This is a genomic window from Candidatus Dependentiae bacterium (assembly GCA_016191325.1).
In the GTDB taxonomy this organism is placed as follows: Bacteria; Babelota; Babeliae; order Babelales; family JACPOV01; genus JACPOV01.
This window is the reverse complement of the sequence record JACPOV010000008.1, coordinates 177,169-200,912: the sequence shown is the minus strand read 5'-3', so window position 1 is coordinate 200,912 and position 23,744 is coordinate 177,169. Positions and strand designations below refer to the sequence as shown.

General features: G+C 38.7%; 26 protein-coding genes. 13 read left to right on the top strand and 13 right to left on the bottom strand.

What is annotated here, in order from left to right; all coding sequences use genetic code 11:
- Positions 1-172 precede the first annotated feature (172 nt).
- The 8 genes from HYX58_01210 to HYX58_01175 all read left to right on the top strand — a co-directional run bounded on the left by HYX58_01210 (position 173) and on the right by HYX58_01175 (position 6,988).
- A complete protein-coding gene (locus HYX58_01210) occupies positions 173-1,591 on the top strand; it encodes a sodium/proline symporter (GenBank protein MBI2774603.1) in 1,419 nt (472 codons plus the stop codon).
- Positions 1,584-2,177, top strand: a complete 594-nt coding sequence (locus HYX58_01205; GenBank protein ID MBI2774602.1) for a hypothetical protein — start codon at positions 1,584-1,586, stop codon at positions 2,175-2,177. Before HYX58_01210 ends, HYX58_01205 begins: the two co-directional genes overlap by 8 nt.
- Entirely contained in the window at positions 2,174-2,506 is a 333-nt protein-coding gene (locus HYX58_01200; GenBank protein ID MBI2774601.1) for a tRNA-binding protein, read from the top strand. Before HYX58_01205 ends, HYX58_01200 begins: the two co-directional genes overlap by 4 nt.
- Before the next feature lie 44 nt (positions 2,507-2,550).
- Complete coding sequence (locus HYX58_01195; GenBank protein ID MBI2774600.1) at positions 2,551-3,093, top strand: hypothetical protein; 543 nt, start codon at positions 2,551-2,553, stop codon at positions 3,091-3,093.
- 104 nt (positions 3,094-3,197) lie between these two features.
- Positions 3,198-4,238 (top strand): hypothetical protein, encoded by a 1,041-nt coding sequence (locus HYX58_01190; protein MBI2774599.1) that lies wholly within the window; start codon positions 3,198-3,200, stop codon positions 4,236-4,238.
- 60 nt (positions 4,239-4,298) lie between these two features.
- A complete protein-coding gene (locus HYX58_01185; protein MBI2774598.1) occupies positions 4,299-4,940 on the top strand; it encodes a hypothetical protein in 642 nt (213 codons plus the stop codon).
- A 69-nt stretch (positions 4,941-5,009) separates the two neighbouring features.
- Positions 5,010-5,567 carry a hypothetical protein gene (locus HYX58_01180; GenBank protein MBI2774597.1) on the top strand — a complete coding sequence of 186 codons (558 nt, stop codon included), beginning with the start codon at positions 5,010-5,012 and terminating at the stop codon, positions 5,565-5,567.
- A gap of 29 nt (positions 5,568-5,596) precedes the next feature.
- Positions 5,597-6,988: a UDP-N-acetylmuramate--L-alanine ligase gene (locus HYX58_01175; GenBank protein ID MBI2774596.1), complete on the top strand. Its 1,392-nt coding sequence runs from the start codon at positions 5,597-5,599 to the stop codon at positions 6,986-6,988.
- 5 nt (positions 6,989-6,993) lie between these two features.
- On the opposite strand, the gene HYX58_01170 is transcribed toward HYX58_01175, so the two are convergent.
- Complete coding sequence (locus HYX58_01170; GenBank protein MBI2774595.1) at positions 6,994-7,689, bottom strand: hypothetical protein; 696 nt, start codon at positions 7,687-7,689, stop codon at positions 6,994-6,996.
- 167 nt (positions 7,690-7,856) lie between these two features.
- Between HYX58_01170 and HYX58_01165 the strand changes: the two genes are divergently transcribed.
- The gene (locus HYX58_01165) at positions 7,857-8,294 is read left to right on the top strand and encodes a hypothetical protein (GenBank protein MBI2774594.1); all 438 of its coding nucleotides are present in this window, start codon (positions 7,857-7,859) and stop codon (positions 8,292-8,294) included.
- Positions 8,295-8,302: 8 nt separating this feature from the next.
- On the opposite strand, the gene HYX58_01160 is transcribed toward HYX58_01165, so the two are convergent.
- The 7 genes from HYX58_01160 to HYX58_01130 form a co-directional block, all read right to left on the bottom strand.
- Positions 8,303-8,725 carry a hypothetical protein gene (locus tag HYX58_01160; protein MBI2774593.1) on the bottom strand — a complete coding sequence of 141 codons (423 nt, stop codon included), beginning with the start codon at positions 8,723-8,725 and terminating at the stop codon, positions 8,303-8,305.
- 23 nt (positions 8,726-8,748) lie between these two features.
- Positions 8,749-9,141 carry a 50S ribosomal protein L19 gene (gene rplS / locus HYX58_01155; GenBank protein MBI2774592.1) on the bottom strand — a complete coding sequence of 131 codons (393 nt, stop codon included), beginning with the start codon at positions 9,139-9,141 and terminating at the stop codon, positions 8,749-8,751.
- 236 nt (positions 9,142-9,377) lie between these two features.
- A complete protein-coding gene (gene trmD / locus HYX58_01150; GenBank protein MBI2774591.1) occupies positions 9,378-10,664 on the bottom strand; it encodes a tRNA (guanosine(37)-N1)-methyltransferase TrmD in 1,287 nt (428 codons plus the stop codon).
- A 14-nt stretch (positions 10,665-10,678) separates the two neighbouring features.
- Positions 10,679-10,909 carry a KH domain-containing protein gene (locus HYX58_01145; protein MBI2774590.1) on the bottom strand — a complete coding sequence of 77 codons (231 nt, stop codon included), beginning with the start codon at positions 10,907-10,909 and terminating at the stop codon, positions 10,679-10,681.
- An 11-nt stretch (positions 10,910-10,920) separates the two neighbouring features.
- Positions 10,921-11,178: a 30S ribosomal protein S16 gene (gene rpsP / locus HYX58_01140; GenBank protein ID MBI2774589.1), complete on the bottom strand. Its 258-nt coding sequence runs from the start codon at positions 11,176-11,178 to the stop codon at positions 10,921-10,923.
- Positions 11,179-11,204: 26 nt separating this feature from the next.
- Entirely contained in the window at positions 11,205-12,545 is a 1,341-nt protein-coding gene (gene ffh, locus HYX58_01135) for a signal recognition particle protein (protein ID MBI2774588.1), read from the bottom strand.
- A gap of 34 nt (positions 12,546-12,579) precedes the next feature.
- Entirely contained in the window at positions 12,580-12,906 is a 327-nt protein-coding gene (locus HYX58_01130) for a hypothetical protein (GenBank protein ID MBI2774587.1), read from the bottom strand.
- Between the two features lie 89 nt (positions 12,907-12,995).
- Between HYX58_01130 and hflX the strand changes: the two genes are divergently transcribed.
- The 4 genes from hflX (at position 12,996) to HYX58_01110 (ending at position 18,896) form a co-directional block, all read left to right on the top strand.
- Positions 12,996-14,132, top strand: coding sequence for a GTPase HflX (hflX, locus tag HYX58_01125; GenBank protein ID MBI2774586.1), 1,137 nt, complete (start codon positions 12,996-12,998; stop codon positions 14,130-14,132).
- Between the two features lie 129 nt (positions 14,133-14,261).
- Positions 14,262-15,509: a hypothetical protein gene (locus HYX58_01120; protein ID MBI2774585.1), complete on the top strand. Its 1,248-nt coding sequence runs from the start codon at positions 14,262-14,264 to the stop codon at positions 15,507-15,509.
- Positions 15,510-15,633: 124 nt separating this feature from the next.
- Positions 15,634-16,578, top strand: coding sequence for a hypothetical protein (locus tag HYX58_01115; protein ID MBI2774584.1), 945 nt, complete (start codon positions 15,634-15,636; stop codon positions 16,576-16,578).
- 74 nt (positions 16,579-16,652) lie between these two features.
- Entirely contained in the window at positions 16,653-18,896 is a 2,244-nt protein-coding gene (locus HYX58_01110) for a UvrD-helicase domain-containing protein (GenBank protein MBI2774583.1), read from the top strand.
- Here the strand turns inward: HYX58_01110 and HYX58_01105 are convergent.
- From HYX58_01105 to HYX58_01085, 5 genes are read right to left on the bottom strand one after another with little or no spacing between them, the layout of a single operon-like run.
- Positions 18,893-19,951, bottom strand: coding sequence for a hypothetical protein (locus tag HYX58_01105; protein MBI2774582.1), 1,059 nt, complete (start codon positions 19,949-19,951; stop codon positions 18,893-18,895). The genes HYX58_01110 and HYX58_01105 overlap by 4 nt on opposite strands.
- Positions 19,932-21,002, bottom strand: coding sequence for a hypothetical protein (locus tag HYX58_01100; protein ID MBI2774581.1), 1,071 nt, complete (start codon positions 21,000-21,002; stop codon positions 19,932-19,934). The genes HYX58_01105 and HYX58_01100 overlap by 20 nt, the downstream gene beginning before the upstream one ends.
- Positions 21,003-21,055: 53 nt before the next feature.
- The gene (locus tag HYX58_01095; protein ID MBI2774580.1) at positions 21,056-21,598 is read right to left on the bottom strand and encodes a hypothetical protein; all 543 of its coding nucleotides are present in this window, start codon (positions 21,596-21,598) and stop codon (positions 21,056-21,058) included.
- Complete coding sequence (locus HYX58_01090) at positions 21,579-22,655, bottom strand: hypothetical protein (GenBank protein ID MBI2774579.1); 1,077 nt, start codon at positions 22,653-22,655, stop codon at positions 21,579-21,581. The genes HYX58_01095 and HYX58_01090 overlap by 20 nt, the downstream gene beginning before the upstream one ends.
- The gene (locus tag HYX58_01085; protein ID MBI2774578.1) at positions 22,636-23,733 is read right to left on the bottom strand and encodes a hypothetical protein; all 1,098 of its coding nucleotides are present in this window, start codon (positions 23,731-23,733) and stop codon (positions 22,636-22,638) included. Before HYX58_01085 ends, HYX58_01090 begins: the two co-directional genes overlap by 20 nt.
- Positions 23,734-23,744: the final 11 nt, after the last annotated feature.

The following is a 23,744-nucleotide window of genomic DNA, read 5'->3' as shown; positions in this document are numbered from 1 at the left end:
AGTTTCAAACCTCGCAAATGAATGCCATGAATACACTTTTATTCCATTTCATGCACGCTCACCTGCCTCGTCCCTGAGGGGTGTACTTCTCTTTTCTTTCTTTCCATTCTGTTTACCTGAGTGAATCTAAATCGATAATTTAGAGTTATATATTTTTTAAATGAGGTCGTTCATGAACAGTGCTTATATTATTTCGTTCGTTGCATATTTTGCGTTCTTTTTAGGCCTGAGTATTTATTTTTATCGAAAAAACAAAAATGCTGGTGCGTTCATTTTGGGTAATCGCTCGGTAAGCTATTGGGTTGCAGCCATTGCTGCACAAGCAAGCGATATGAGCGATTGGCTTTTCATGGGGTATCCCGGTTTGATTTATGGATGTGGCCTCTTTTACGGTTGGGTTGCCATCGGGCTCATCATTTTTATGTTCCTCAATTGGCAGTTTGTGGCCCCTAAGTTACGAAAAGCGACCGAATATTATGAGAGTGTAACCCTCGCCTCATTCTTTGAAAGACGTTTTCACGATCACTCCGGTGCACTCAGATTGATGACCGTTTTTTTCACGCTCTTCTTTTTAAGTTTTTATATTGCAGCCGGATTACTTGGCCTTGGTCGTCTTTTTGAATCTACCTTTGGCTTAAGTTATCATTATGGCATTGCGATCAGTATTTTTATCGTCGTCATTAATATTTTGATTGGCGGTTTTATTGCAGTTGCGTGGGGCGATATGTTCCGCGGTCTTTTTTTACTCGCTATGATTCTCATCGTTCCTTTCGTAGCTTGGGGTTCAATGGCTGTTCACCCAGACTTCGGATTTCATACACTTATGCATGCATTAATCCCTTCAGTTTCCTATAGCACACTCACCCAAATAATTACGTTAGCATTTGGTTGGGGACTCGGTTATTTTGGTTCGCCTCATATTTTAATTAATTTTATGGGTATTAAAGAAACCTCTAAAATATCCAAAGCAAAATGGATCGGCATTTCTTGGCAAGTAATTGTGCTTACCGCTGCAACGCTGATCGGCATGCTCGGTACAACTTTTTTTGCACAACCGATTGCTAATCGTGAACTTGTTTTTATAGAAATGGTTAAAGCGCTCTTTCATCCAATTGCCGCAGGTTTAATTCTTTGTGCAATTTTTGCGGCGACTATGTCGGTAATGACCGCGCAAATTTTAGCAACCGCATCCAATATTTCAGAAGATTTCATCAAACGAATTATTACTAAACCTCTTTCCGCTGGCGCTTCACTCTTCATTATTCGCGCATGCGTCGTTTTTCTTCCTCTAATTGCGTATGCGATCAGCTATAATAGTACAAGCAGCGTAAACGATTTAGTTTCATATGCATGGTCTGGCCTCGGGCTTGCGTTTGCACCCGCGGTTATTGCTGCCCTTTACTTGCCCCGTACCAATAAATACGGTGCATCTGCCGGCATGCTTTTTGGGGGCGTTACCGGCATGATTTGGCCTTATTTGCACATGAATTTTATGCCATTGCTTCCAGGATTTGCGATCGGGCTTTCATTAATTACGAGCATTTCATACGCAACAACTTCGCACCAAAAAAATAAGGACGCGCATGAATAGAAAGATCCTTTTGATCTCTTTATTTTTCATTAGCAGCATCCGCGCGATGAAAGAAACAATTAAAATAGAATCGTTACTTGATTCTGATGATTGTAAAACATTTAAGGCAATTATTTTCATAAATACTCTGCTAAAAAAAACATACAAAGAGGCAAAAAAAGAAGGCTTAGTATATTTATGCATGCGCGGAGATATCCCGCGGCACCACCCTGATGTTCCTTACCACGATCCGGTAATACAAGGCATATTCATTAATTTCTTCCGAGATCTGCCCTATTCACTCTTAACCAAATGGGGCACGATAGATTTACCAAATCCATCTCGCGAAAAAGAATCTCAATTAAGTGAATTTAGTCTACACAAAGTTCTGCCTTATCTAGAACTCAAGAAAGTATCCACAGATAAAGAAGGATCAACGACTCTCTATGCAATAACCAAAGTAGATGAACAAGAGCTTCCCGAAACAATAAGAATTAATGGAAATTCGATTGATTTTTACGAACGCTTTAAAATTAGAAAGTCTTGGGAGCCATTACGCTCATTTCTCATTGAAGCCAAAAAAAATAAAACGAAGAAACAATTATGATCATCTCTTACGCAGACTTTGAAAAAGTAGATATTCGGGTTGGTACAGTTATTGTGGTCGATGACTTTCCCGAAGCTCGCAAACCAGCCTATAAACTCACCATCGATTTTGGGCCAGAAATTGGTATCAAAAAATCTTCAGCACAAATTACGCAGTATTCAAAAGAGCAATTACTTGGCAAACAAGTTATAGCGGTCGTTAATTTCGCCCCAAAACAAATTGGGCCATTTGTCTCTGAATGTTTAACGCTCGCAATGCCTGATGAGATTGGTCGGGCGACGTTGCTGTATCCATCAAATTCTGTCCCAAATGGTGGAAAATTGTTTTAAAATAGTAAGAAAAATATTTAAATTGCTTTTTAGAAAGAAAAAAAATGCATAAAATAAACCGTATTATATTCAGCGCACTTTTAATTGCAAATGCTGCGCAGCACGCTATGGAAAGAAGAAACGAAGAGGCTGGCCCTCTCTATAATTATGAGTTGTTTAAAGCAGTTCAATCTCTTAAAGATATTATTCCTGATCAAGTTCTATTTAAAGATCTTGATCAGGAAATTCCTAGTTACCCCAATCTAACTAAGCAAGGCTTACTATTAGAAAAAGATTCCTTTGATCGCACTCCTCTTTTTTTATGGACGCCATGGGGTAAAGTTGCCTTAATGGAATCGTATCTCGCCACGGAGGAGAACGAAAACAAGATTTTGAGTCAGTTCGATTCTTGTATTAAAACAAAATTTTATCAAGAATCTGAGGACAACAACAAACGATATGAAATCATTTCTGTGAATGGCTTATTATTACCGCAAGCAAAAATTTATAAAGATGATTTGCCAGATTATCACGAAGCGCAAAATCACCGTTCAATTTGGAAGCAGTTATACGAAAAACATCAAAAAGAAAAAAGTAAAAAAGAATAATTAATTTAACAAAAGAGAAATTAAAAAATAATCATAGCAATTACATTGCAGGCATACCTTAAGAGCTTTTATGCTCAAAAAAAGCATAGCTAGGGAGGTGATGCGTGAAAATGTATCTTGGATTTTGTTTATTTTTTTTTGCAGCTATCGTTCTGGGCGAGGATCAATTTATCATGCCGCCGCTTGATCGTCGCTATGATCACGTATGCTGGCTTGCATCGCATAATGCATACGCCGCTGAAAAACATGGATACATTTACGCAAATCAATATTATACGCTTGCTGAACAACTTGAACGCGGTGTGCGTCAATTTGAACTCGATTTAGAAAAAAAAGGTTCGCGCATTCGTGTATGCCACGGCAGCTATACCCTCAATAAATTTATTCAACCGTTCAAAAAACATATCGATTTTAAAAAAAAGGTGCTCAGCCTCTTTAAGGAATTTTTAGAAAAGCATCCACACGAAATTATTACTATAACCATCGAAAATCGTGTTACTAAATGTGGAATTCTTGATGATCATCTTGAGCAATCTGGCATTGCATATTTAATTCTCAAGCCGGCAGATTGGAATCCGATTGCAAAAGAAGGTTGGCCTACCTTGCAGTGGATGGTAGAACATAATAAACGACTCATTTTATTCAATGATATCCCCCCGCACAAGCAAGGTTTCTACACTCATCTACCATTTGCGGCAACTAAATACACCTATTTTCAGTGGGCAACGATTGCTCAGAATCAATGGGCCGGTGTCAAAGATTTTAGCGTTGCGCTTAAAGAAAGATTACATTCAAAAACTGAGCACAAAGGATGCGTGCGTTATCTTTTTGAGTTTGATCATTTCGCGCTTGGCGGAAAAATCCTTGGAGGATCGTTTTCACGATTCCTTGATAAGTTAGCGTATGGATACACGCCATTCGTAACTAACTATAAAAAAATAAACGGCCCTAAATTACAAGCACTCTTTGAACGCTTTTTAAAAGAAGGTTTGGATACCGGGATTTTAAAAGGTCGTTATCCAAATTTTATTAAAGTGGATTATTTTAATGAGGGTAATCCCATGAAGCTCGTGAATTATATTAACGAGCTTGCCAATGATCCTGAAAAGCGCATCGCAATGTTTTCGCCAATTTATCCACATTAATTATTTAGCGTTTCTGCTATTATTGCACACAAGAATAAGCAAATGTTAAAGGAGCAGAAAATGATTTGGAAAATAAGTTTTCTTTTTTGGTGCTTTGCACTATCGCTGCAAGCAATGGAACAAAACTTGCATGAACAAAATAACTTAGATGAAAAAGAGTGGCCCTTGCTCGTTTCTGAGACGGTGCAGCAAAAAATATACGATTACGAACTTTTCAAGAAAGTTCAATCTCTGTTAACTGCGTATGAAGGATCATTAAAGGAACTCGAGAAGGATCCTCGCTTTTCTTCTTTTTCTTACATAGGTGCCGGAAACTCATTATGGCATGGGTTCACTAATCCCGCATACCAAGGGATATTTTTAGCAGGCGAACGAAATGAACCGCTTGATCACCTAGTAACTCCTTGGGGAACTGCCCCTTTGTATTGGTCGATGCACTATGCATTCAATAAAAACGAATCCGGTGAATTAAGAATAGAAGAAATACTGAATAAACCCTTACTAGCCCATGTAACAGTGAAACCGTCTCCCACAAAAAAAGATAACTACACGCTTTATGCTGTAGAAAAAATTGATGGAGTCGAAATACCAGAAGCAAAAAAATATGAATCTCATCAAATAAGGGTTCCTACCGATGTACTCAAAACAGCGTTGTTTTCGCTCAGAAAAAAATATTTAGAAGAAAATAAAGCGCAAAAATAATAGGGAAGAATCTAATCTTCTGCTAAAATAAACTGCTGCAAACAAGAATGTACATAGGAGTTGATTCATATGCTAAAAAAAATTATGATAGCAGGATTTCTTTTCGCAATTTCTCTCAATGCAATGGAGCTCGAAGATGAACTATCCTTCGATCAGAAAGAAATACTCAATGATTATCCACTTTTTAAAAAAGTGATATATATTCATTCATTAAGTTATAACTATTCTCCCATACAGTATCTCGACTATGTTCGAGAACATATTGACAATAATTTAGTTCCAGGCGCATTCCCAACTCAACAAGGACTCATCCTAAGCTGTGATTCTCTTAATAATCCAACAGGCTTGCATACCCCCTGGGGATATCTCTACATCAATTACAAAAGAGACAATAGAGAAAATCAAATTCCCAAGAAAATTCTGGGCGCTCTAGCTTTGAAAAATTTGAAAGGAGTCCCGCTGTGTTCCACTATACTAAAACTTAACGAAAGCCCCCTGCCAGAGGCGGTGCAAAAGAAAGTAGATAGATTCACTTATGGCGAAATTAGTCAGTCTTGTTGGTCTGAATTAAAAATGCGTTACCTTCTTGAGAAGTATGAGGTGCTTACGCATTTATTCGATTACTAGCAACGTATTATATTAATTAGGGATTATCGATGTATCGTAAAAATTTGCATATTCATTTTGTTGGTATCGGCGGCATAGGGATGAGCGGCATCGCCAAAATTTTGAAATACCAGGGCTATACTATTTCTGGTTGTGATCAAGATTTAAATCAACAAAGCGTGCACGATTTGCAAGCGATCGGATGCAAAATTTATCAAGGAAATAATACGCCATATTGCAACGATGCATCGGTTGATGTTTTAGTATATTCGTCTGCCATCAGAACTCAGAATCCTGAGATTCTTGCTGCGCAGGAACGCGGTATACCAACAATCCCTCGAGCGCTTATGCTTGCAGAATTAATGCGCACGAAATTTAGCATAGCAATTGCAGGAGCGCACGGAAAAACAACAACCACTTCACTCATCTCGCATATTTTGATCGAAGCGCAAATGGATCCAACAGTAGTGATCGGCGGGCATCTTAAAAACATTTCTGCAAATGCTCGTTTTGGTTCCGGCGATTTTTTAGTTGCCGAAGCTGATGAAAGTGATCGCACCCTCATTTATTTGCAAGCAACACTCGCAGTTGTTACAAATATCGATTTAGAACATTTGGATACCTACACCGATATTGATGATATCAAAAATACATTCAAACAATTTTTAAATAATTTACCGTTTTATGGATGCGCGGTTTTATGCATTGATGATCCGCACGTTCGTTCACTGCTTCCGCTATCGCACATTAAAACAATTAAATACGGTCTTGATCCTGCAAGTGCCGATCTTTACGCAAACGATATTATTTTAAACGCGGATTCATCGATTTTTACTGTGTATCAAAAAAATCAACACGAAGCGCTCGGCACTATTCGTTTCAGCATGCTCGGCAAACACAATGTTTTAAATGCATTGGCAGCAACAGCACTTTCTCTGCATCTTCAAGTACCATTTGCAGTCATTTCTCATGCACTTTCAACGTTTAAAGGAATCGATCGCCGCTTCAGCTTTAAAGGTACTTATCGCGGTGCAGAAATTTTTGATGATTATGGCCATCATCCTGAAGAGATCCGCAATACATTGCTCGTTGCTCGGCGGCGCTCACAAGGAAAAGTAATTGTCGCTTTTCAGCCACATCGTTATACCCGCACCGATAAATTATGGGATCATTTCGTACAAATGTTTCTAGATAGTGGCATCGACAAACTTATTATTACGGATATTTATCCAGCAAGCGAAGATCCTATTCCTGAAATTACGGGAAAAAATCTTGCCAAAGCTATTGAACTACGAAATCCATCATTTGAAGTTGTCTATGCACCCTTAGAAGCTGATTTTCAATCGATCATTGGCTCGGTTGAGCAAACAGTGAGCGATGGGGATCTACTCTTGCTCCAAGGTGCGGGCAAAATTAATAAATTGGCAGATTATTTAGTATAAAAAAACTATCCAAAGAAAGTTTTTTTACCCAGATAATATATCCCATAAAGTGCACTTAGTTGTAAACCTACCTCAACAGCTCGCACAATTCGGTGCTGCCGAGTCACAGAATCTATCGTTTTCCCATCTTTTGTATAAATAATTTTTCTTTTGGGATATGTAAAAGGAGTTTGAGGAACGGTCCACAGCTTGAGAAACGGAATTAAACAGCTATATTCAGTTACGGTTTCTACGTCGCTTAGAAGCCAATGTGGCTTTATAGTATGAGGATAATTTTCTGCTTTTTTTATATCAACTGGACCATCATATCTATGATAATCAACGCAACAGCCATTTTTATCATAATAAAAAATTGTCCGACCTATTTGTATATGAGAGCCGATGCCAATAGCTGTAGGTTTTTGGTATTTAATAGATGGATCAATCATTTTATTAAAAATTTCTTGTTGTTTCACATCAAAAACATCATATTCAATTTTTTTTAATACTTCGCCTCCGCTCATAAACCATGCTTGTGGTTTATTATATACTTTGCGCACGCCATTAGAGCCGTGTTCTATAGTGATTCCTCCACCAATATTTTGATAATAAGAAGCACCTTTTATTATCTGGACATTATCATTTGAGTTATCCATGGAATAAAGCGCTAATTTGCTCATAAAAGCTAATATAATACAAAAATATTTAGTAATTTTTTTCATATTTAGGTTCTTCTTTTAATAGATTCCTATAGTACATAGTAACTATACTCCTTTTTTATCTTTTTAAAAAAAACCCTTACCCAGTCTTAAGCCAAACCCGAGACTTGCGCTTCTATTTGTAATTATGATAAAATAATACTGTAGAATAAATAGAAAAAAGGGCTACCATGAAGAGACAAATTTTATATTTAGCGTTTATTTTGTGCGCCTTTGTTGCTCCCGAGGCAAACTCAGGAAATAGTGCAGCAGCCGGCGCTATGGGTGGCGTGGCCGGATTCATGATTGGCCGAGCAACCGCCCCTCGCGAAACTCAATATACGACGGTGCGAGAAGTACAATATGTTGATACTGGTTCTCAAGCAGTAGCATCTGCAAATGCACAAAACGCTCGCTTGCGCCAAGAAATTCAGCAAAAGAACTGCGAAATCGATGAACTTCATTCACTAACTGAACGATTAAAGCGCGAAAACAAACGATTGAAAGATGAAAATAAAGATCTCATTCAAGAAGTAGAAGATGTTCGAGCAGAATTAAAGCAGACAGCACGAGACGCGCGTAAAATGAAAGAGGCTGATGCTAAGATTGTTAATAAGTTAGAAAAATAATTTTTAACTTATTCCTGATAATCGTTAACTTCGTCGGACTGATATTTTATAGAAATTTGAGTTTCATGCTCTGAAATTGTTTTGATAAGAACATGGCAGAGTGCCTGGGGTTTTTCAAAAATAAGAATATATTCGTTCGTTAAGAACTCGCTAGAAAGTGCCCATCCAAGGCGCTCCATTTCATTTTTGTAAAATGAAGCAACTCTCAACAGTAAATCCCGCGTCGAATACGAAATTTCAAGAAGGCCGTTAGGAAAGGTTTTTTTAGAAAGAACTCGAGCGCCAATAGAAAGCGGAACATCATAAGGAACCGCTTCCTGGCTTATGGCGATATTTTGATAATCGTGTTTTTTTGCTTTTTGCAATCTACAGCTTGAAAACGAAAAGAGAAAAATCACAGCGCATATGAATCTTAAAACGTGCGCAATCATAAACGCGCGCCGACGATTCTAATTTACTTATTAAGAGCTTCTCTTTCTTCGCGCGTCATAATTTGTTCTGCAACACGCGCAGCTTTACCAACACGTTTTCTCATATAGAAAAGTTTCGCGCGGCGTGTTTTGCCTTTACGCACAAACTTAATCGAGTCAACGAGCGGAGAATAGTAAGGAAAAATACGTTCAACAGGAACTGAGTTCGCACCAATTTTACGAACCATGAACGTGCTTGCAGCGCCATTTTCGTGCTTCGCGATTACATCGCCTTCAAAAATTTGTAAGCGTTCTTTGTCGCCTTCTTTGATGCGCTGAGAAACGGCAATCGTATCGCCAATGCCAAAAGCTGGGAAATTGCGGTCTTTCATGCCAAGTTCGCGGATTGTTTCGCGCGTATATTTTTTCGCCTTCATGTGCTGTATCCTTGTGTGGATTCTCTAAATTTATCCAAAAAATAATTTTTATTCTTCGCCATGGTTCGATACATTTTGCTCGATGTTTCACACCTCGCAAAGCACTCACCACGAGCGGAAGAACTCATCCCGCTCGCCCTGAGTAAATGCGTTAGCATTTGTATCGAAGGGTCGGGATGATAAGATTAATCACCGTTCATTATAACTCAAAAAACAGGTGCTGCCAATCTTAAAGATCAGCGTTGTTTATGCTTCAGGCCCAGCCAACGATCAAATATTATTGCGACCGCTGAACGAACCGAGAGATGATTGAATCCTGTGAGCCCTTCGATAGGCTCAAGAACATAATCAACCCGCGCCATAAATTCGGGGCTTAGCCCCTTTCCTGTGCCAAATACTAAAAGTACCGGCTGTCCTTTTGCCCAAACCTTACTTTGATCATAATAGGTGATACTTTTTTCAGGTTCAGATTTTTTTGCAGAGGTCGCTATCACGAGTGGTTTTTTACCCTCTTTGGCCTCGATCGCTGCAATTACTTGATCAAATGAAGCCAAAAGCTCAACTTTGGAAACTGCTTGGTGTCGATTATTATTATATTCGATTCCATGGCCAGTTTGCCAAAAATCTAAAAGCGTTTTGACCACGCGTTGTTGATCTTCAAGAGGCGTTACTAAAAAATAATTTGCTATTCCAAAGGTTGATGCCGAGCGTGCAATATCATGAATATCCATCGAAGTAACCGAAGTGGTTCCAACTCTATCGTGCGGCAACATAACATCCGAATGCATAAGCACGCAGTAATGATGCGGAATTTCATGCGCAACAAGCGCTTTTTCTTTTGCACTTAATTCAAATGAGCGTACCCATTCAAAATGATGTGCCACCGTTTTCTTTACCGATTGTTCCTGCCGCCATTTATCCATAAGTGCATGATTTCCAGAACGTAAAACATCCGGAACTTCATGCCCCTTCCAACTAACTGGCGCGGTATACGGAGGAAAATCGACAAACGGGCCGTTGAACGATTCACGCTCCACCGATTCCTGCTTTCCAACAACTCCTGGTTCCAATCTCAGTAATCCTTCAAGAAGAACCATTGCAGGAAGATCGCCACCCATCAAAACAAAATCGCCGATCGAAAGAACGAGATCAGCATATTCTTGCTCGACGCGTGCATCGATCCCTTCGTACCTGCTTGAAACAAGCATAAGATGATTAACGCCTTTCAGTTGCAGCGCTATATCTTTCAGCACGTATTGATCAAGTTTTTTCCCCTGAGGCGAGAAAAAAATCTTGAACGCTTTTCCATGCACGCGCTCTTTATCCTCAATCGCTTGAGTTACAACTTCAGGCTTAATCACCATACCAGCGCCATGCCCGAAAGCAGGCGCATCTATGCGTGTTTTTGGCGGACAGTACGAAAAATAATCGGTAAGATCAAAAGAAATTTTCCCCTGCTCTACTGCTCTGCCTATTAAACTTGTTTTAATAAACGGCTCATAAAGCTGAGGAAAAACGGTCATTATCGAAATATCCATTATTGTACAACGTCGACGACGACTTCTTTGCCTTCGGGAGTAATAACTTGCGCAACTGAGCGGATCGCTTTAATCACGCGCCCCTCTTTGCCAATTACTCTCTTAAAATCGTCCTCATGGACTTTCAACTCAATAAGTACACGGGCGTCTTCGTGGAAAACTTCCACTTTAACCACCTCAGGCTTATCAACGAGTTTACTCACCACATGCTCAATCAATTGCTTTAACATAATTTCAAAACCTATTGAGCAGTCGCAGAAGCACTCTTCTTGTGCTCTTTGTACAATCTCTTAACCGTATCTGAAGGAACAGCGCCTTTGCCAATCCATTCAGTTATACGTTCAAAGTGGAATTGAAGAACTTCGCCTGTTGTTGGATTATAAGTACCCAAATCTTCGAGAAACGCGCCATCACGCTTTTTACGAGAATCAACCGCTACGATACGAAAATAAGGAGCATTTTTCTTGCCCAGACGCGACATGCGTATTTTTACTGCCATTGCAGGCAACCTTTCACTAAAGTGTATCAACGCTTAAAAGGGGAGAATTTTCCCGATTTCTTAAACAGTTTAACAAAATGCTGCATTTGTTCAAATCGAGCTATCAAAAGATTTACCTCAGAAACAGCTACGCCCGCCCCTTTGGCTATCCGTTGCTTGCGCGATCCGTTGAGCAAGGTGTGGTTTGCACGTTCTTTTTGGGTCATAGAATTAATAATCGCTCTGAACCGCTTCATCTGGGTTTCTCCCTGTGCCATTGCATCTTTATTGATGCTGGCAGAGGAAACACCAGGTATATATTTGAGCACTTGAGAAAATGAACCGAGAGAATTCATCATATCTATTTGTTGAGCAAAGTCGCTCAGGGTAAAAACCCCTCGATTGAAATTTTCTTCGAGTTTTTGCTGATCTGATTGCTTAATTTTTTGCTGAGCACGCTCCAAGAGTGTTTGTACATCCCCCATACCCAAAATACGGGTGGCCATTCGTTCTGGCCTGAAAAGCTCTAATTCATCCATTTTTTCTCCCGATCCCAAGAAAAGAAGTGGCTTTTTAAGCTCGTAGCAAAACGCAAATGCGGCGCCAGCTCGCGTATCGCTATCAATTTTGGTCAAAATCGCGCCTGAAAAGCCAACCGCCTGATCAAATGCTTGAGCCACGCGGAGCGATTCTTGGCCGGTCATCGAATCGAGGACTAAAATTTTCATTTGAGGGTTCACCGCATGGTCGATTTCTTGGAGCTCAGAAAGCATCTGGCTGTCGACATGCAATCTGCCTGCAGTATCAAGAAACAATAAATCGAACGAATGCTGCTTAAAATAGGCCAGAATTTCGCTTGCTGCAGCTACAGGATCAGTTTTGGTAGCCCTATAAAACGAGGCTCCCGCATTTTTAGAAACTACCTCAAGCTGCTCGACTGCCGCCGGCCGATAAAAGTCGACCGAAGCGCACAGTGTTTTAGGGGCAGCAATCTTGCGCATACGGGCATTTTCATTCACGTAGTGCGCTAGTTTTCCAATGGTCGTGGTTTTTCCAGAGCCCTGAAGGCCCATCACCATTACAATTTGGCCCCGAACAAATAAAAATTGATCATCGGAGCGCATCGCGCCAAGAAATTCGACCAACTGATCATGGACAATTTTAATAAATTGTTCGCCCGGGTTCAGGGTACCTAATACCTTTTTGCCCAAAACATCTTGCCGAACTTTGTCGACAAACGCATTAACCACCGCATAGGGAACATCCGCCTCTAAAAGCGCTTCTTTAACCTTATCGAGCGTATCACCGATATTTTTTTCGGTTAAATACCGTTGCCCTGTTAAACGGGAAAAAACGGATGAAAATTTCTCCGTCAAAAAATCGAACATAATTAGTTACCAGAGTGAATAATGTTAAACTTACTTATAGTAATATTTTTTTTATGCCATAAAGTATACAAACAACGGATCCAGTTCCATAAACCATAATCGTTGTCTTATCTCCAAATTTTTTATTCAGCTCTTTTTCGCCTTCTTTGACCATTCTCGCAAATTGACTATCTAACTTAAGCCAGCTTGACGCACTATCTCTGAGTTGAGCAAGAGGGCCCATGTCGCGCTGCTCAAGAGCTTTTAGACCTAGCCCGATTCCTAATCCTATTGAAACAGTCCCTGAAATAATACCAGCACGTACCGGTACAGCAAAACAGATCGCTAAAACCACTGCTTTAAACAAGTTATTCAATTTCATAGATCGACTCCTTCTATATCAAAGATATAAAGAATGATATACTACATAAAAAGTATACCATAAATTCTAAAATAGCGATTAAAGTTACCATGGCACGAGTTTTTTACGAACCCTCCGATTATCGCCCGCGCATTTTGCTCGTTGGCGTTCAAGCTCCTTATAATAGAAACCCCAATATTGAATCGTATTACGAAGAGTTTATTAATCTAGTAAAATCAAACGGCGTTCAATATGATGAAACTTATTTTTTGCGTCTACGCACCATAGAAGCGGGCACATTCATAACAAGCGGTCAGCTTGAATCGATTAAGAAAATCTGTGATGAAAAAAATATTACTGAACTTATTATTTCAGAACCCCTATCTCCACAACAAGAACGCAATTTGAGCGATTATCTGCATGTACGAATTTTCGATCGCACCCAACTTATTTTGGAAATTTTTGAAAAAGCGGCACATTCTGCAGAAGGAAAAGCGCAAGTTGAAATCGCAATGCTTGAGCATAAAAAATCTCGCCTTGCAGGAAGAGGAGTTCATCTCTCGCAGCAATCAGGGGCACTTGGATTAATGGGTGGATTTGGCGAAACGGCAAAAGAAAAAGAACGCCGCCATCTTGAAACATTAATGCTTCGGCTGAGACGACAACTTGATCAACTTGAAAAAACACGTGAAACGCAAAGAAAGCAACGTTTAAAAAGTAATTTGCCTCTTATTTGTTTAATTGGTTATACCAATACCGGCAAATCAACCATTTTAAATGCGCTGACCAAAAGTAACGTGCTGGCTGAAGATAAATTATTTGCAACGCTGGATACCACGACGCGCGAGCTCTTTATCGACGGCACCAAACGCGCATTAATTTCAGATACTGTTGGCTTTATTCAATTGCTGCCCCATAAATTAATTGACGCATTTAAATCGACTCTTGCCGAATTACAATACGCACACTTATTGGTACAAGTAATCGATATTTCTGATCCTAATTTAAAATTGCATATGCAAGTCGTTGATCAAATCTTGAAAGATTTAAATGTAACAAGCCCGATGCTTTATGCATTTAACAAAGTAGATAAAGCTGAAATGACGCCGCAACTGGAGGTTGAAATAAACCGTTTCCAACCGCACGTTTTAATTTCAGCGACCCAACCAAATGGTCTTGATGCATTAATGGAGTATTTAAATAAGTGGACCATCGAGTATAAATCCATGCAAGAAAAAGCTATTTGATTTTTTAACAAAACAAACTCCTTTTTTTATGATTTCGTGTACTTTCAAAACAAGATTGGCTATACCATAAATAGCTTTGCATTGTTTAAAAAAGCTCATGCTAAACATTCATCCTAAAAAAGGAGTTCTATGAAGCATTATCTTGTACCGCTTCTTTTGATTTCATCAATCAGCACCATTTCTCAAGCAATGGGGCAAGAAAAAAAGCCTGGTATTATTGCTAATATCGTTAATCATCTTTTCTCACGTCCATCCAGCGAGCAAAATCTCCAAGCAATGACCAATGGTTCTGGCAATCTAGCTAACTTGGTTGAAGAGTCTAGCTCTAATTCCGAAAGAGACTCCGAATCGTCAAATGGCGCAGAATCTTCCCACACCCCCGCATCTATCACGCGCTTGAGTACACCTCCGTCATTAAGAAACTCAACCGAGCTAAAAAACATGGAAACTTTATTAGCTACCGAGCTTGATAAAGAACCAAAACTGGCAGATCTTTCTTCATCGAATGGCAACAGCGGTTTACCCATTACACAAGAACCGGTTAAATTATCATCAGTCGAATTAAAAACTGAAACAACAATGCCCGATCGGCTGAGAGAACTTGGTGCTTTTGTGGTTGCAGCACAACATGCGGTTAATCAACAACAAATAAATGAAGAACTCACGGCGGGCTTAAAGAAATGGACCCTAGACGCTTTTAAACTTAAATTAGATTATCCAACAGGAACCCCAGAACGTACACAAATAAACAAATATTTACGTATCATGAAAAATTTTGGCATTAAAATCGATTTAAAGAAACTTCAAGAGTATGACAGTCCCGACGAGTTTTCATACCAGGATTCCTATGATCCAAAGCGTGAGCTCTTGAAAACTACTAATATCAAACTTACTGCATTTGATGCCGAAGACTCAAAATATGATAATGAAGAGAAACATCAGTTGGCTCACATAGAACAAATTAGCGGACTATTAAGAAACGCGGAAACAAAGTTGGGAGAAATTAAACACTCACGTCTGAAAAATGAAACTGAGAAAAAAGAAACTTTAGAAATTAAAAACCTGCTGATAGATTTACAAAAACAAGATCTTTCTTACGTGACCGCCAAAATTGAGTCTCTAAAAAAAGAAATCACAGGATCATACGACTCATTAAGGGCTGAGCACAAAAAAATTGACGATGAGACTGATCTCACAAACAGATCTAAAATGCGCAATGAATCTACTCAGTTCATGCAAGAAATATCCGATAAAATTACATCTCATGAAAAGGCAGTTAAACAGCTGGAAATTGATAAGAAAAGCATCGCTGATCGCTTAACACCAGAAGAACTTAAAGCTACAGGTAATTGGAAAAAAGCACTTAGATTAAAATAGTACTCTCCTGATATACGATTTTAAGCGGTCATTAATTATGGCCGCTTTTTTTATAACTTTTTCTATACTTTTGGGAGTTGCTGCGTTATAAACTTGAGGTAAGTTTCAACTAAAAAGGAGCCTTATGAAACATACGGTAAACCCATTACTCTTTGCATTGCTTTTTTCTTCGATCGCGCAATCGAATGAACTTGAGAAATTAAAAAAACAAATAGAAAGTGCACAGGCTGATAATAAACCTGCTTTGTTAAAAGATGCGTATTCAGCGGCTATGGAAAAAAAAGTAGCGACAAGAAAGGGCACTCAGGAACGCATAGAAATAAATGAACGCCTCAAATTCCTTAATGCAGAAATCGGAAAATTGCCTAATGATCAATATGTTTCAATAGCAGCCGCAATGGATGCCTATAAAGGTATGGAAGTTAGTGGCGATGAATCTATTGGAAGCTATAACCCTTTTAACATTAAGCGACAACAAGAGAAGAAAGTAAAAGTTTTACAAGATGGTAAACAAACAGAGCTCAAGCTTCTTGAAGACCAATCGACTGAGCTTGACAAGCAAATTGTAGCTCTTCAGAAAGAACAAACTGAGTTAAACAAGCTATATAAATCGAAAAATGCAGAAGCTGATTTTCTCCGCCGCGCTACTGTCATTTTACACACTCTCCAGCTCAAAGATCGCGAACAATTACTTGAACTAAAAAACCAAAAAAATGAACGGTTAAGTAAAATAGAAGAAGAATTCAAAACGCAGACTGTAGCACTCAAAAAAGCTGACAAAATTGCCGACTTAACACAAAGAACACAGGACATGAGAAAGATTAACGAGCAAATAGATAAACTAACGCAAGAAAAAACAACTTTAAATAATGAATTACTAACTCATTCATCAGATTTACTCAAAATGAATCAACGCTTAAATCCAAAAACATATCCAACAGTAACAGCACAAGTAGCCAATACTGTAACATCTGCAGTTTGGGGAACTGTGTCAGTTCTTAAAAGCGCCGTAGGATTAGGAGCAAGCGTAGAACAACCATCTGATGAAAAACCTGACAAAAAAGCATAATTCATTTAACTAATTTCCAAAGCGGTCACAATTTTTTTGTGGCCGCTTTTTTTTTCACCGGTATACTACTTTGTATGAATCACGAAACAAATCCAACTCACCAACCTTTTTCGCATCAATTAAATGAACGGCAATTACAAGCAGTGCTCCATAAAGATGGCCCGCTTCTCGTTATTGCTGGTGCTGGCTCTGGAAAAACACGCGTCATTACTTCGCGCATCGTGCATTTGCTCACCGAGCGAAACGTACCGCCGCACGAAATTGTCGCGCTCACGTTCACTAATAAAGCAGCTGGCGAAATGAAAGAGCGTATTGCCAAATCAATAGGCAAAGGAATGCACGGCCTATTTATCGGCACGTTCCATTCCTACTGTTTATTTTTGCTCAAAATTCATGGCCATCGATTGGGATATGAAACATTTAGCATCATCGATGCGGATGATCAACAGCAACTCGTGAGCTCAATACTGAAAAGAAGTGGCAGCGATAAACGTTACTCGCCAAAACAATTGATGTATCAAATCAGTATGCTTAAAAATAAAAGCGCTGATGACGTTTATATCGATCCGTTTGTAAAAAATGTGTGGCAAGCGTACGAACATGAAAAAAAATTAAGCAAATGTTTTGATTTTGACGATCTCTTGATCGAAATTTTGCATCTTTTCAAAACGAATCCAGAATTCAAACAAGCCCATCAAGAGCGAATTCGGCATTTACTCATTGATGAATATCAAGATACGAATAAAGTGCAGCACGAACTGCTTAAATCGATGGCGCTCAAGGACGATGGCTCTTTTGCAATCGATTCACTCTGTGCCGTTGGCGATGAAGATCAATCGATCTATTCATGGCGGGGAGCGACTGTCGCCAATATTCTTGAATTTAAAAATGATTTTCCCGCAACAATAATGGTGACGATCGATCAGAATTATCGCTCTGCAGAACCTATCTTAAACGTCGCAAACCAAGTTATTAGAAATAACACGCAGCGCAATCCTAAAAAATTATGGTCTTCAAAAGAAGGCAGTGATCGCGTACGCATTGTGCACTGTGCTTCCGGATACCAAGAAGGTGAATTGATTGCGCTCGGTATCAAACAACTGCGCAGTTTACCTAACTATAATTCAATCGCCCTCCTTTATCGCGCTCATTATCAATCTCGTACTCTTGAAGAGGCACTTATTCGCCATTCGATTCCGTACGTTATTATTGGCGGCATTCAGTTCTATGAACGAAAAGAGATTAAAGATCTTCTTGCGTATTTGCGTTTAGCGGTGAACCCGTTTGATCGTGTTTCTTTTATGCGCGTCGTCAATTGCCCGAGCCGCGGCCTTGGGGATGTATTTATTGAACAGTTTTTAACAGAATGGGATAAGCAACCATTTTTAGATTGCCATGGAATCGCGCAGCATCTTATTAATGAACAAGCTCTTCCAAGTGCTAAGCGATCTGCGCTTGAACGATTTATGAAAACAATTGCTGCGGTTGCAGAAATTCAAAAGCCACATGAAGCGCTTGAAAAAGTTATCACGCAAATCCATTACTTTGAATATTTAAAGCATGCGTACGATCTTGAAGAGGCGCAGGAAAAAATTGAGAACTGTAAAGAATTGCTCCGTGCTACCAAACATTTTGATGAAATTGGGGTCTCAACACTTCTTGATTTCTTAGCGGAAGTTGCCTTGATGCAAGAAAAAGCACAAAACAAAGAAACTGAGCATCATGTTTATTTGATGACGCTTCATGCTGCCAAAGGACTAGAGTTTGATGCAGCGATGCTCACTGGCCTAGAAGAAGGAATTTTTCCAAGTAATCATTCGCTCCAAAATCCTGATGGCGTTGAAGAAGAGCGGCGGCTTTTATACGTGGGTATCACGCGCGCTCGAGAACGGCTTTTAATGACGCATGCGCGCTATCGCTCTACGTTTGGCACAATGACCGATCAAACGCCGTCTCGCTTTTTGCACGAGATTCCTGAGCGCCTTGCGCATCGCACTGACGCTTCTTTCTTTCAGGAACATCAATTAATGCAATTTTTCCATGAATGGCTCGGCACGAAATCGCAACGCGCTGCGGTGCAAACCTTTGGTACTGCAAGCAAAAAACCTTCATTCGATATTGGTTCTGGAACACCAAAAGAACTCTCAAAGCCGGCGCCATCAACTACAAAATTTAAGCTAAATCAACCGGTAAAGCATGCACAGTTTGGCATCGGCATCATTAAAAATATTGAAGAGCGGGGCGAAGAGAAAATTATTACCGCTCAATTTAAAAACGGTCTCAAAAAAGTGAAATCCTCATTCATTCAAGGCCTTTAAGTTTTCTTTAGATTTTCATCTTTTGGGCAAATGAATGCTTTTATTTTTTGCGCATCGGTTTTAATCCACGTGCCTAGCACAAAATGTATTAACAACGATTTATCGTTCCAGGAAACCTTTGAGAAACCCAAGCCGTTAGAATCGAAATGTTTTAAGTTCGCATAATCGAAAAAATAGCGAACGTTGCCGGTGCTGCTTTCAAAAAAGGAAATTCTTTGAGCATCGGTCACCGCTAGGCAGTCATTATCGCTCGAAAATGTCAAATCTTTAGCTTCAGGAGCAAAGATTACTACCTGACTCCCTTTTTCTAAATCAGCGATGCAGAAAACTTTTAATTGGCTAGCCCAGGCAACCGCTTTTCCATCACGGGAAATTTTCATACTGTCGGCACTAAAACTTGGAAAGGCTAGAGCTTTTATGCTTTTTTTTATGTCACCATCATAATCGATAATATCGACTGAAGCGCTTGTATTATTAAAAACGACTAACTCTTTATTGGAGCGCTCTCCAAAGAACAAAGAATTAGTTATGTTCAACATTTTATAAGCTATTCCCGTTTCGGATAAACGTACAATAAGCAGTTTACAAGTTTTAATTTCTGGCGGAACGCCAAATAATATATTTGAAGAGTTTTTGAAAACTGGCCGTGATCCTATCACCTTCCCATCTTTTGTTTCGTAAACAATCTGCCCAGTTGGTGCATCTGCAATATTAAAACTTACTGATTTATACTTTTTGTTAAATAACGTATAGCCTACGTAGTTATTGGCGGGAGAAAACGACAGATTATCAACAATCCCCAAGGTTGCCAGTTCTTTATTGTTTAAGTCGTAGATTTTTGTTTCACCATCATTGAGCGGAACACGACCTATAAGGGTATGATCAGGAGAAATATACTCTCGTGCAGGAGCTAATGAATTCTTTATAGGTGACGACGTATATGCTTGGAAATTCCCTGAATTGTCGTTGTCTTGTTTCATTTCCATCGCATATGTATTGATACCCCATAAATGGAATACTATAAAAACAAAAATTTTAATTTTTATTTTGTTCATTTGTTGTCTTTTCCATCAGTTGCTTTTTATTTTTAGCTTTTTCAATTAAATCAAAAATCTTTTTCACATCGCCTTGGTACCATCTTCCCATACCATCTGCCATTATAAGGTTATTTTGATGCCATGCAACTTTTGAAACGGGCAAGCCACCGTGCAAATGGCTCCAAGCATTAAGATTATGCTTATGCAGTAAATCACCCGCTGTTGCATCCCAAACATAAACGTCTCCTTCCTGCATGTCCGTTCCCGATACAAGATAGTTACTATCAGGACTCCACGCATGATTGCTAACGCTTGCCTTATGCTCGAGCTTCCCTATCTTTTCCCCCTTGTTCATACTAAAAAGATTAACCATTGAGCGATATTGGCAAGAAATTTTAGTGGAATCGGGCGCTAGAATCCAATTAAAACTTAACCAATGTGCATCTTTAATCTTGAATTTCCGTTTTAATACGCCAAAAAAATCAAGCACTTGAAAATGGTTTGAGTTTTGTAGATAAAGTTCTTGTTTTTGAATATTTGCTCCTAAAAGCTCATGCAATAAAGAAATATCTTTAAGCGGAATTTTAGAATAAAATTCATCTTTAATATTCAGCAGCACGCAATAAGAAGATTTCTTATCTTCTGAATCTTCGATTTCGTAAAAACTTTTAGTAACAAGCCATTCATCATCAAGAAATTTAGGGTCCATATTGCGCGGATTATTGCAAATAGTAGCTTGAAAGAGTTCTTTTCTTTTTTCAATATCTATTATTTTTACGACCGATTTTTCACTGGAATTATCGGTATAAGCAAATAATAAGCTGTTTGGAGAGAATGCGCCCCCCAGATACATTGTATTTTTAGGTAATTTGGCAACCACTTCATCATCCGGAAAACCGAGTTTTACACACTCATTTTTTTCATTCATTCCATATTTCAAGTCTGCCGAAAAAACATGATACAAATTACTCGAAAAAGGCTTAAAAGACTGAACAGCTTCATCATCCATTGCATTACCAGTAAAGAAAGCACTGCAAAGTATCACAATAAGATTAATTTTTCTGCTCATTCTTGATTTGCCTTCATCATTTTTTTATTCTTTTGGACCATAGCCATCAGAGTTCACTCTTCGAATTTCTTTATGGCGTTGCCTTCATAATCTATGAAAACTAATTCATTTTTTTTCTTTATCAGTAATTGCTTTTTTGAAGGAAAAGCGGCAGCAAAAGTAGCATCCGCTATAAGAAATTCTCGTGTTTCGCAATAAGGATAACCAGGAAACTGGCATTCCTCATAGGTTAACGGCTCAATATAATGAAGCCTTATTCTCAAGCTAAGCCCCTTTTTGGTGCGACGCTGAACCCAAGAACATAAGATGTCATCTGTTATAAATTGCAATTGAGGAGTGTGCATATCTTCTTTCTCTTTGCCTTCATAAATAAGCGACCGCCATCTCTGATGCCGGATATCAAATAATTTTATATGCCCTGCATTATTTAGATCTGCCTCATATTTATTATTTGGTGACAGTACGGAAGATAAATTAGTTTTTTCTTTCTGATCAATTTCCATCGCATTGAGCTGCACTATACATAAAACTAAAGTACATCTGCGCGTAATGCTTGTAGGCATACTAAAAAAGAATTTACTCTTTACGCTGCTCATCCTTTTTTTCTTCAATTAGCCTTTGAATCGCTTTTACATCAGCTTTACGCCACTTGCCAAAACCATCCTCTGCACATAAAGTTTGTTCATTTATAGAAAGTTTAGTTATAGGAGAATAATCACCATTAAAATGGCTTGGAAGGCGGACAGAGGGCACACACTCTTTTACTACAGAAGTCACCTGTAATTTCAAAAGCTTTGCGCCGGTCATAATATCCCAAATATGGATAGCACCTTCAAGTTTATCAGTGCCACTTACAATTTTATCAGACTTCATAAGTGCAACTGAACATATGCCACTACTATGGGTAAACGGCCCAATTTCTTTGCAATCTTTTCCAATATCTTTCAGAACCCACACATCATTTTGATTATACCACGCAATAGCGTCACCCGATTCATTAACGGTGAAATTGCTAGGGGTTAAATATTTACTAATCGAGTCGACTGCATATTGAACCCCTTCCCCCGCTAAGTTTGTCACCAAAATTCTCCTGCTAGCTCCTAGGCTTATAAGCAACGGGAAACTATTGAAAGAAACATCGTGCGGCACTTGCAATTCATGGTCTTCTATTTTATAGAAGCCAATGATAGTTCTACCAGCTGTTTCAAGTTTATGTATTTTCTTTTTATTGAGCTCAATTAAACAATCAGGCAAACGGCAAAATATAGTATTATTATCATTTAGAAATGCGAATGATCCAAAATCTTGATCAGAATATTCAAAAATCGTATTGCCTGTTTTCGTTTCGCATACGCGCAAGAGTGATGTATTATTAGACAATTTTTGGTTAAATAATACTTTTGAGCTATCTGGGCTAAATGAAATAAAAGTAATGTTATTTTTCAGCGTCATTATTTTTTTTGCATCTTGATAAAGTTGCTGCTTACTTTCATAAAGTATTTTTTGCTTAATGCATGTTTCATGATCTGGCGCAATTTCAGTAACCGATGCCAATGGTTCAAACAGTTCTTTATGTTTATTTTCCTCCATTGCATTTATGCCAAAAAATAAAATAATTAGTGTTGCAATAAAGCTAGTTCTTATTCTGTCCATTCTTTTTTTCTTTCACTAGATCTTTCAATTCTTTAGGTATCTCGGCCTTAAACCCTTCCAGATCATAAAGTCTCTTTGCTCTAAAGGCTATCGAGTGTTGGTTGAAAGACATGTCAGTATGATCATAGAGCTTTCCCCAACTATTATAGGCTTCGGATGTATTAAGATGCTCCATATGCACAGATTTACCACTTTCTGAGTTCCAAAAATGCATGGCTTTTTCAGTTAATGAAACAAGCAAATCATTTTCATCATAGCCAATTGCCTTAACGTTATCCTGATGCTGAATCGGTGTATTCATTTTTCCTGATTTAAGATCAAGAGTATGCACCTCTTTCCAACTGATCCAGGAGACATTCTCCTCACTGCGCGATGAAATTGCCTTGCATGTATTATAAAAATTATCCCCAAGATCAAATTCTTGTACCACTTTTCCTTCATAATCAAGAAGTTGTAGCTGCTTTTCTTTATTAATGAGCAGCAGCTTTTTTAAAACAAGCGCTCCCCAATAAGCCCCTGCCGGAATCTCTGGGAGTCTAACAACTTTATGATTTGCATAACGTGTATGAAAGAAGCTATCATAACCATTAAATTCTTTTGGATCTTTTTCATCGATTGTGCAAAGCGAAAGGCGCAAATTCGTGATCCCTCTTTGGGAACGCGAATGCTCTCTTTCAGAAATACTTAACAAATCATCAGTTATAAAACGTAAATCTGGATAGCCTGAAGCAGAACCAAATGCTTTCCCTTGATATATTGGCAACCGCCATTCAGCGTTTTTAATATCAAAGAGTTCTATATGGTATTTATCGTTTAAAGATGCAAAATATTTGCTGTTTGGTGAAAACTTCGGCGATAAGTGATTATTTGGTAATTTAGTCAATTTTTGGGCAAAACTTTCAAGGTCCACAATCCAAGATTTATAATCATGAATATATTTCCCTTCGAATGCTAACCCATAATTATGATCTGAAGAAATTTCTTCAAGTTTTCCCAAGCTTTTAAACTTAAAGTCTGTGCCCTTGGCTTTTTTTTCATTCAGCTCAATTTCCATTGCATCGAGGTGTGCAGTGCACATGAATAAAAACC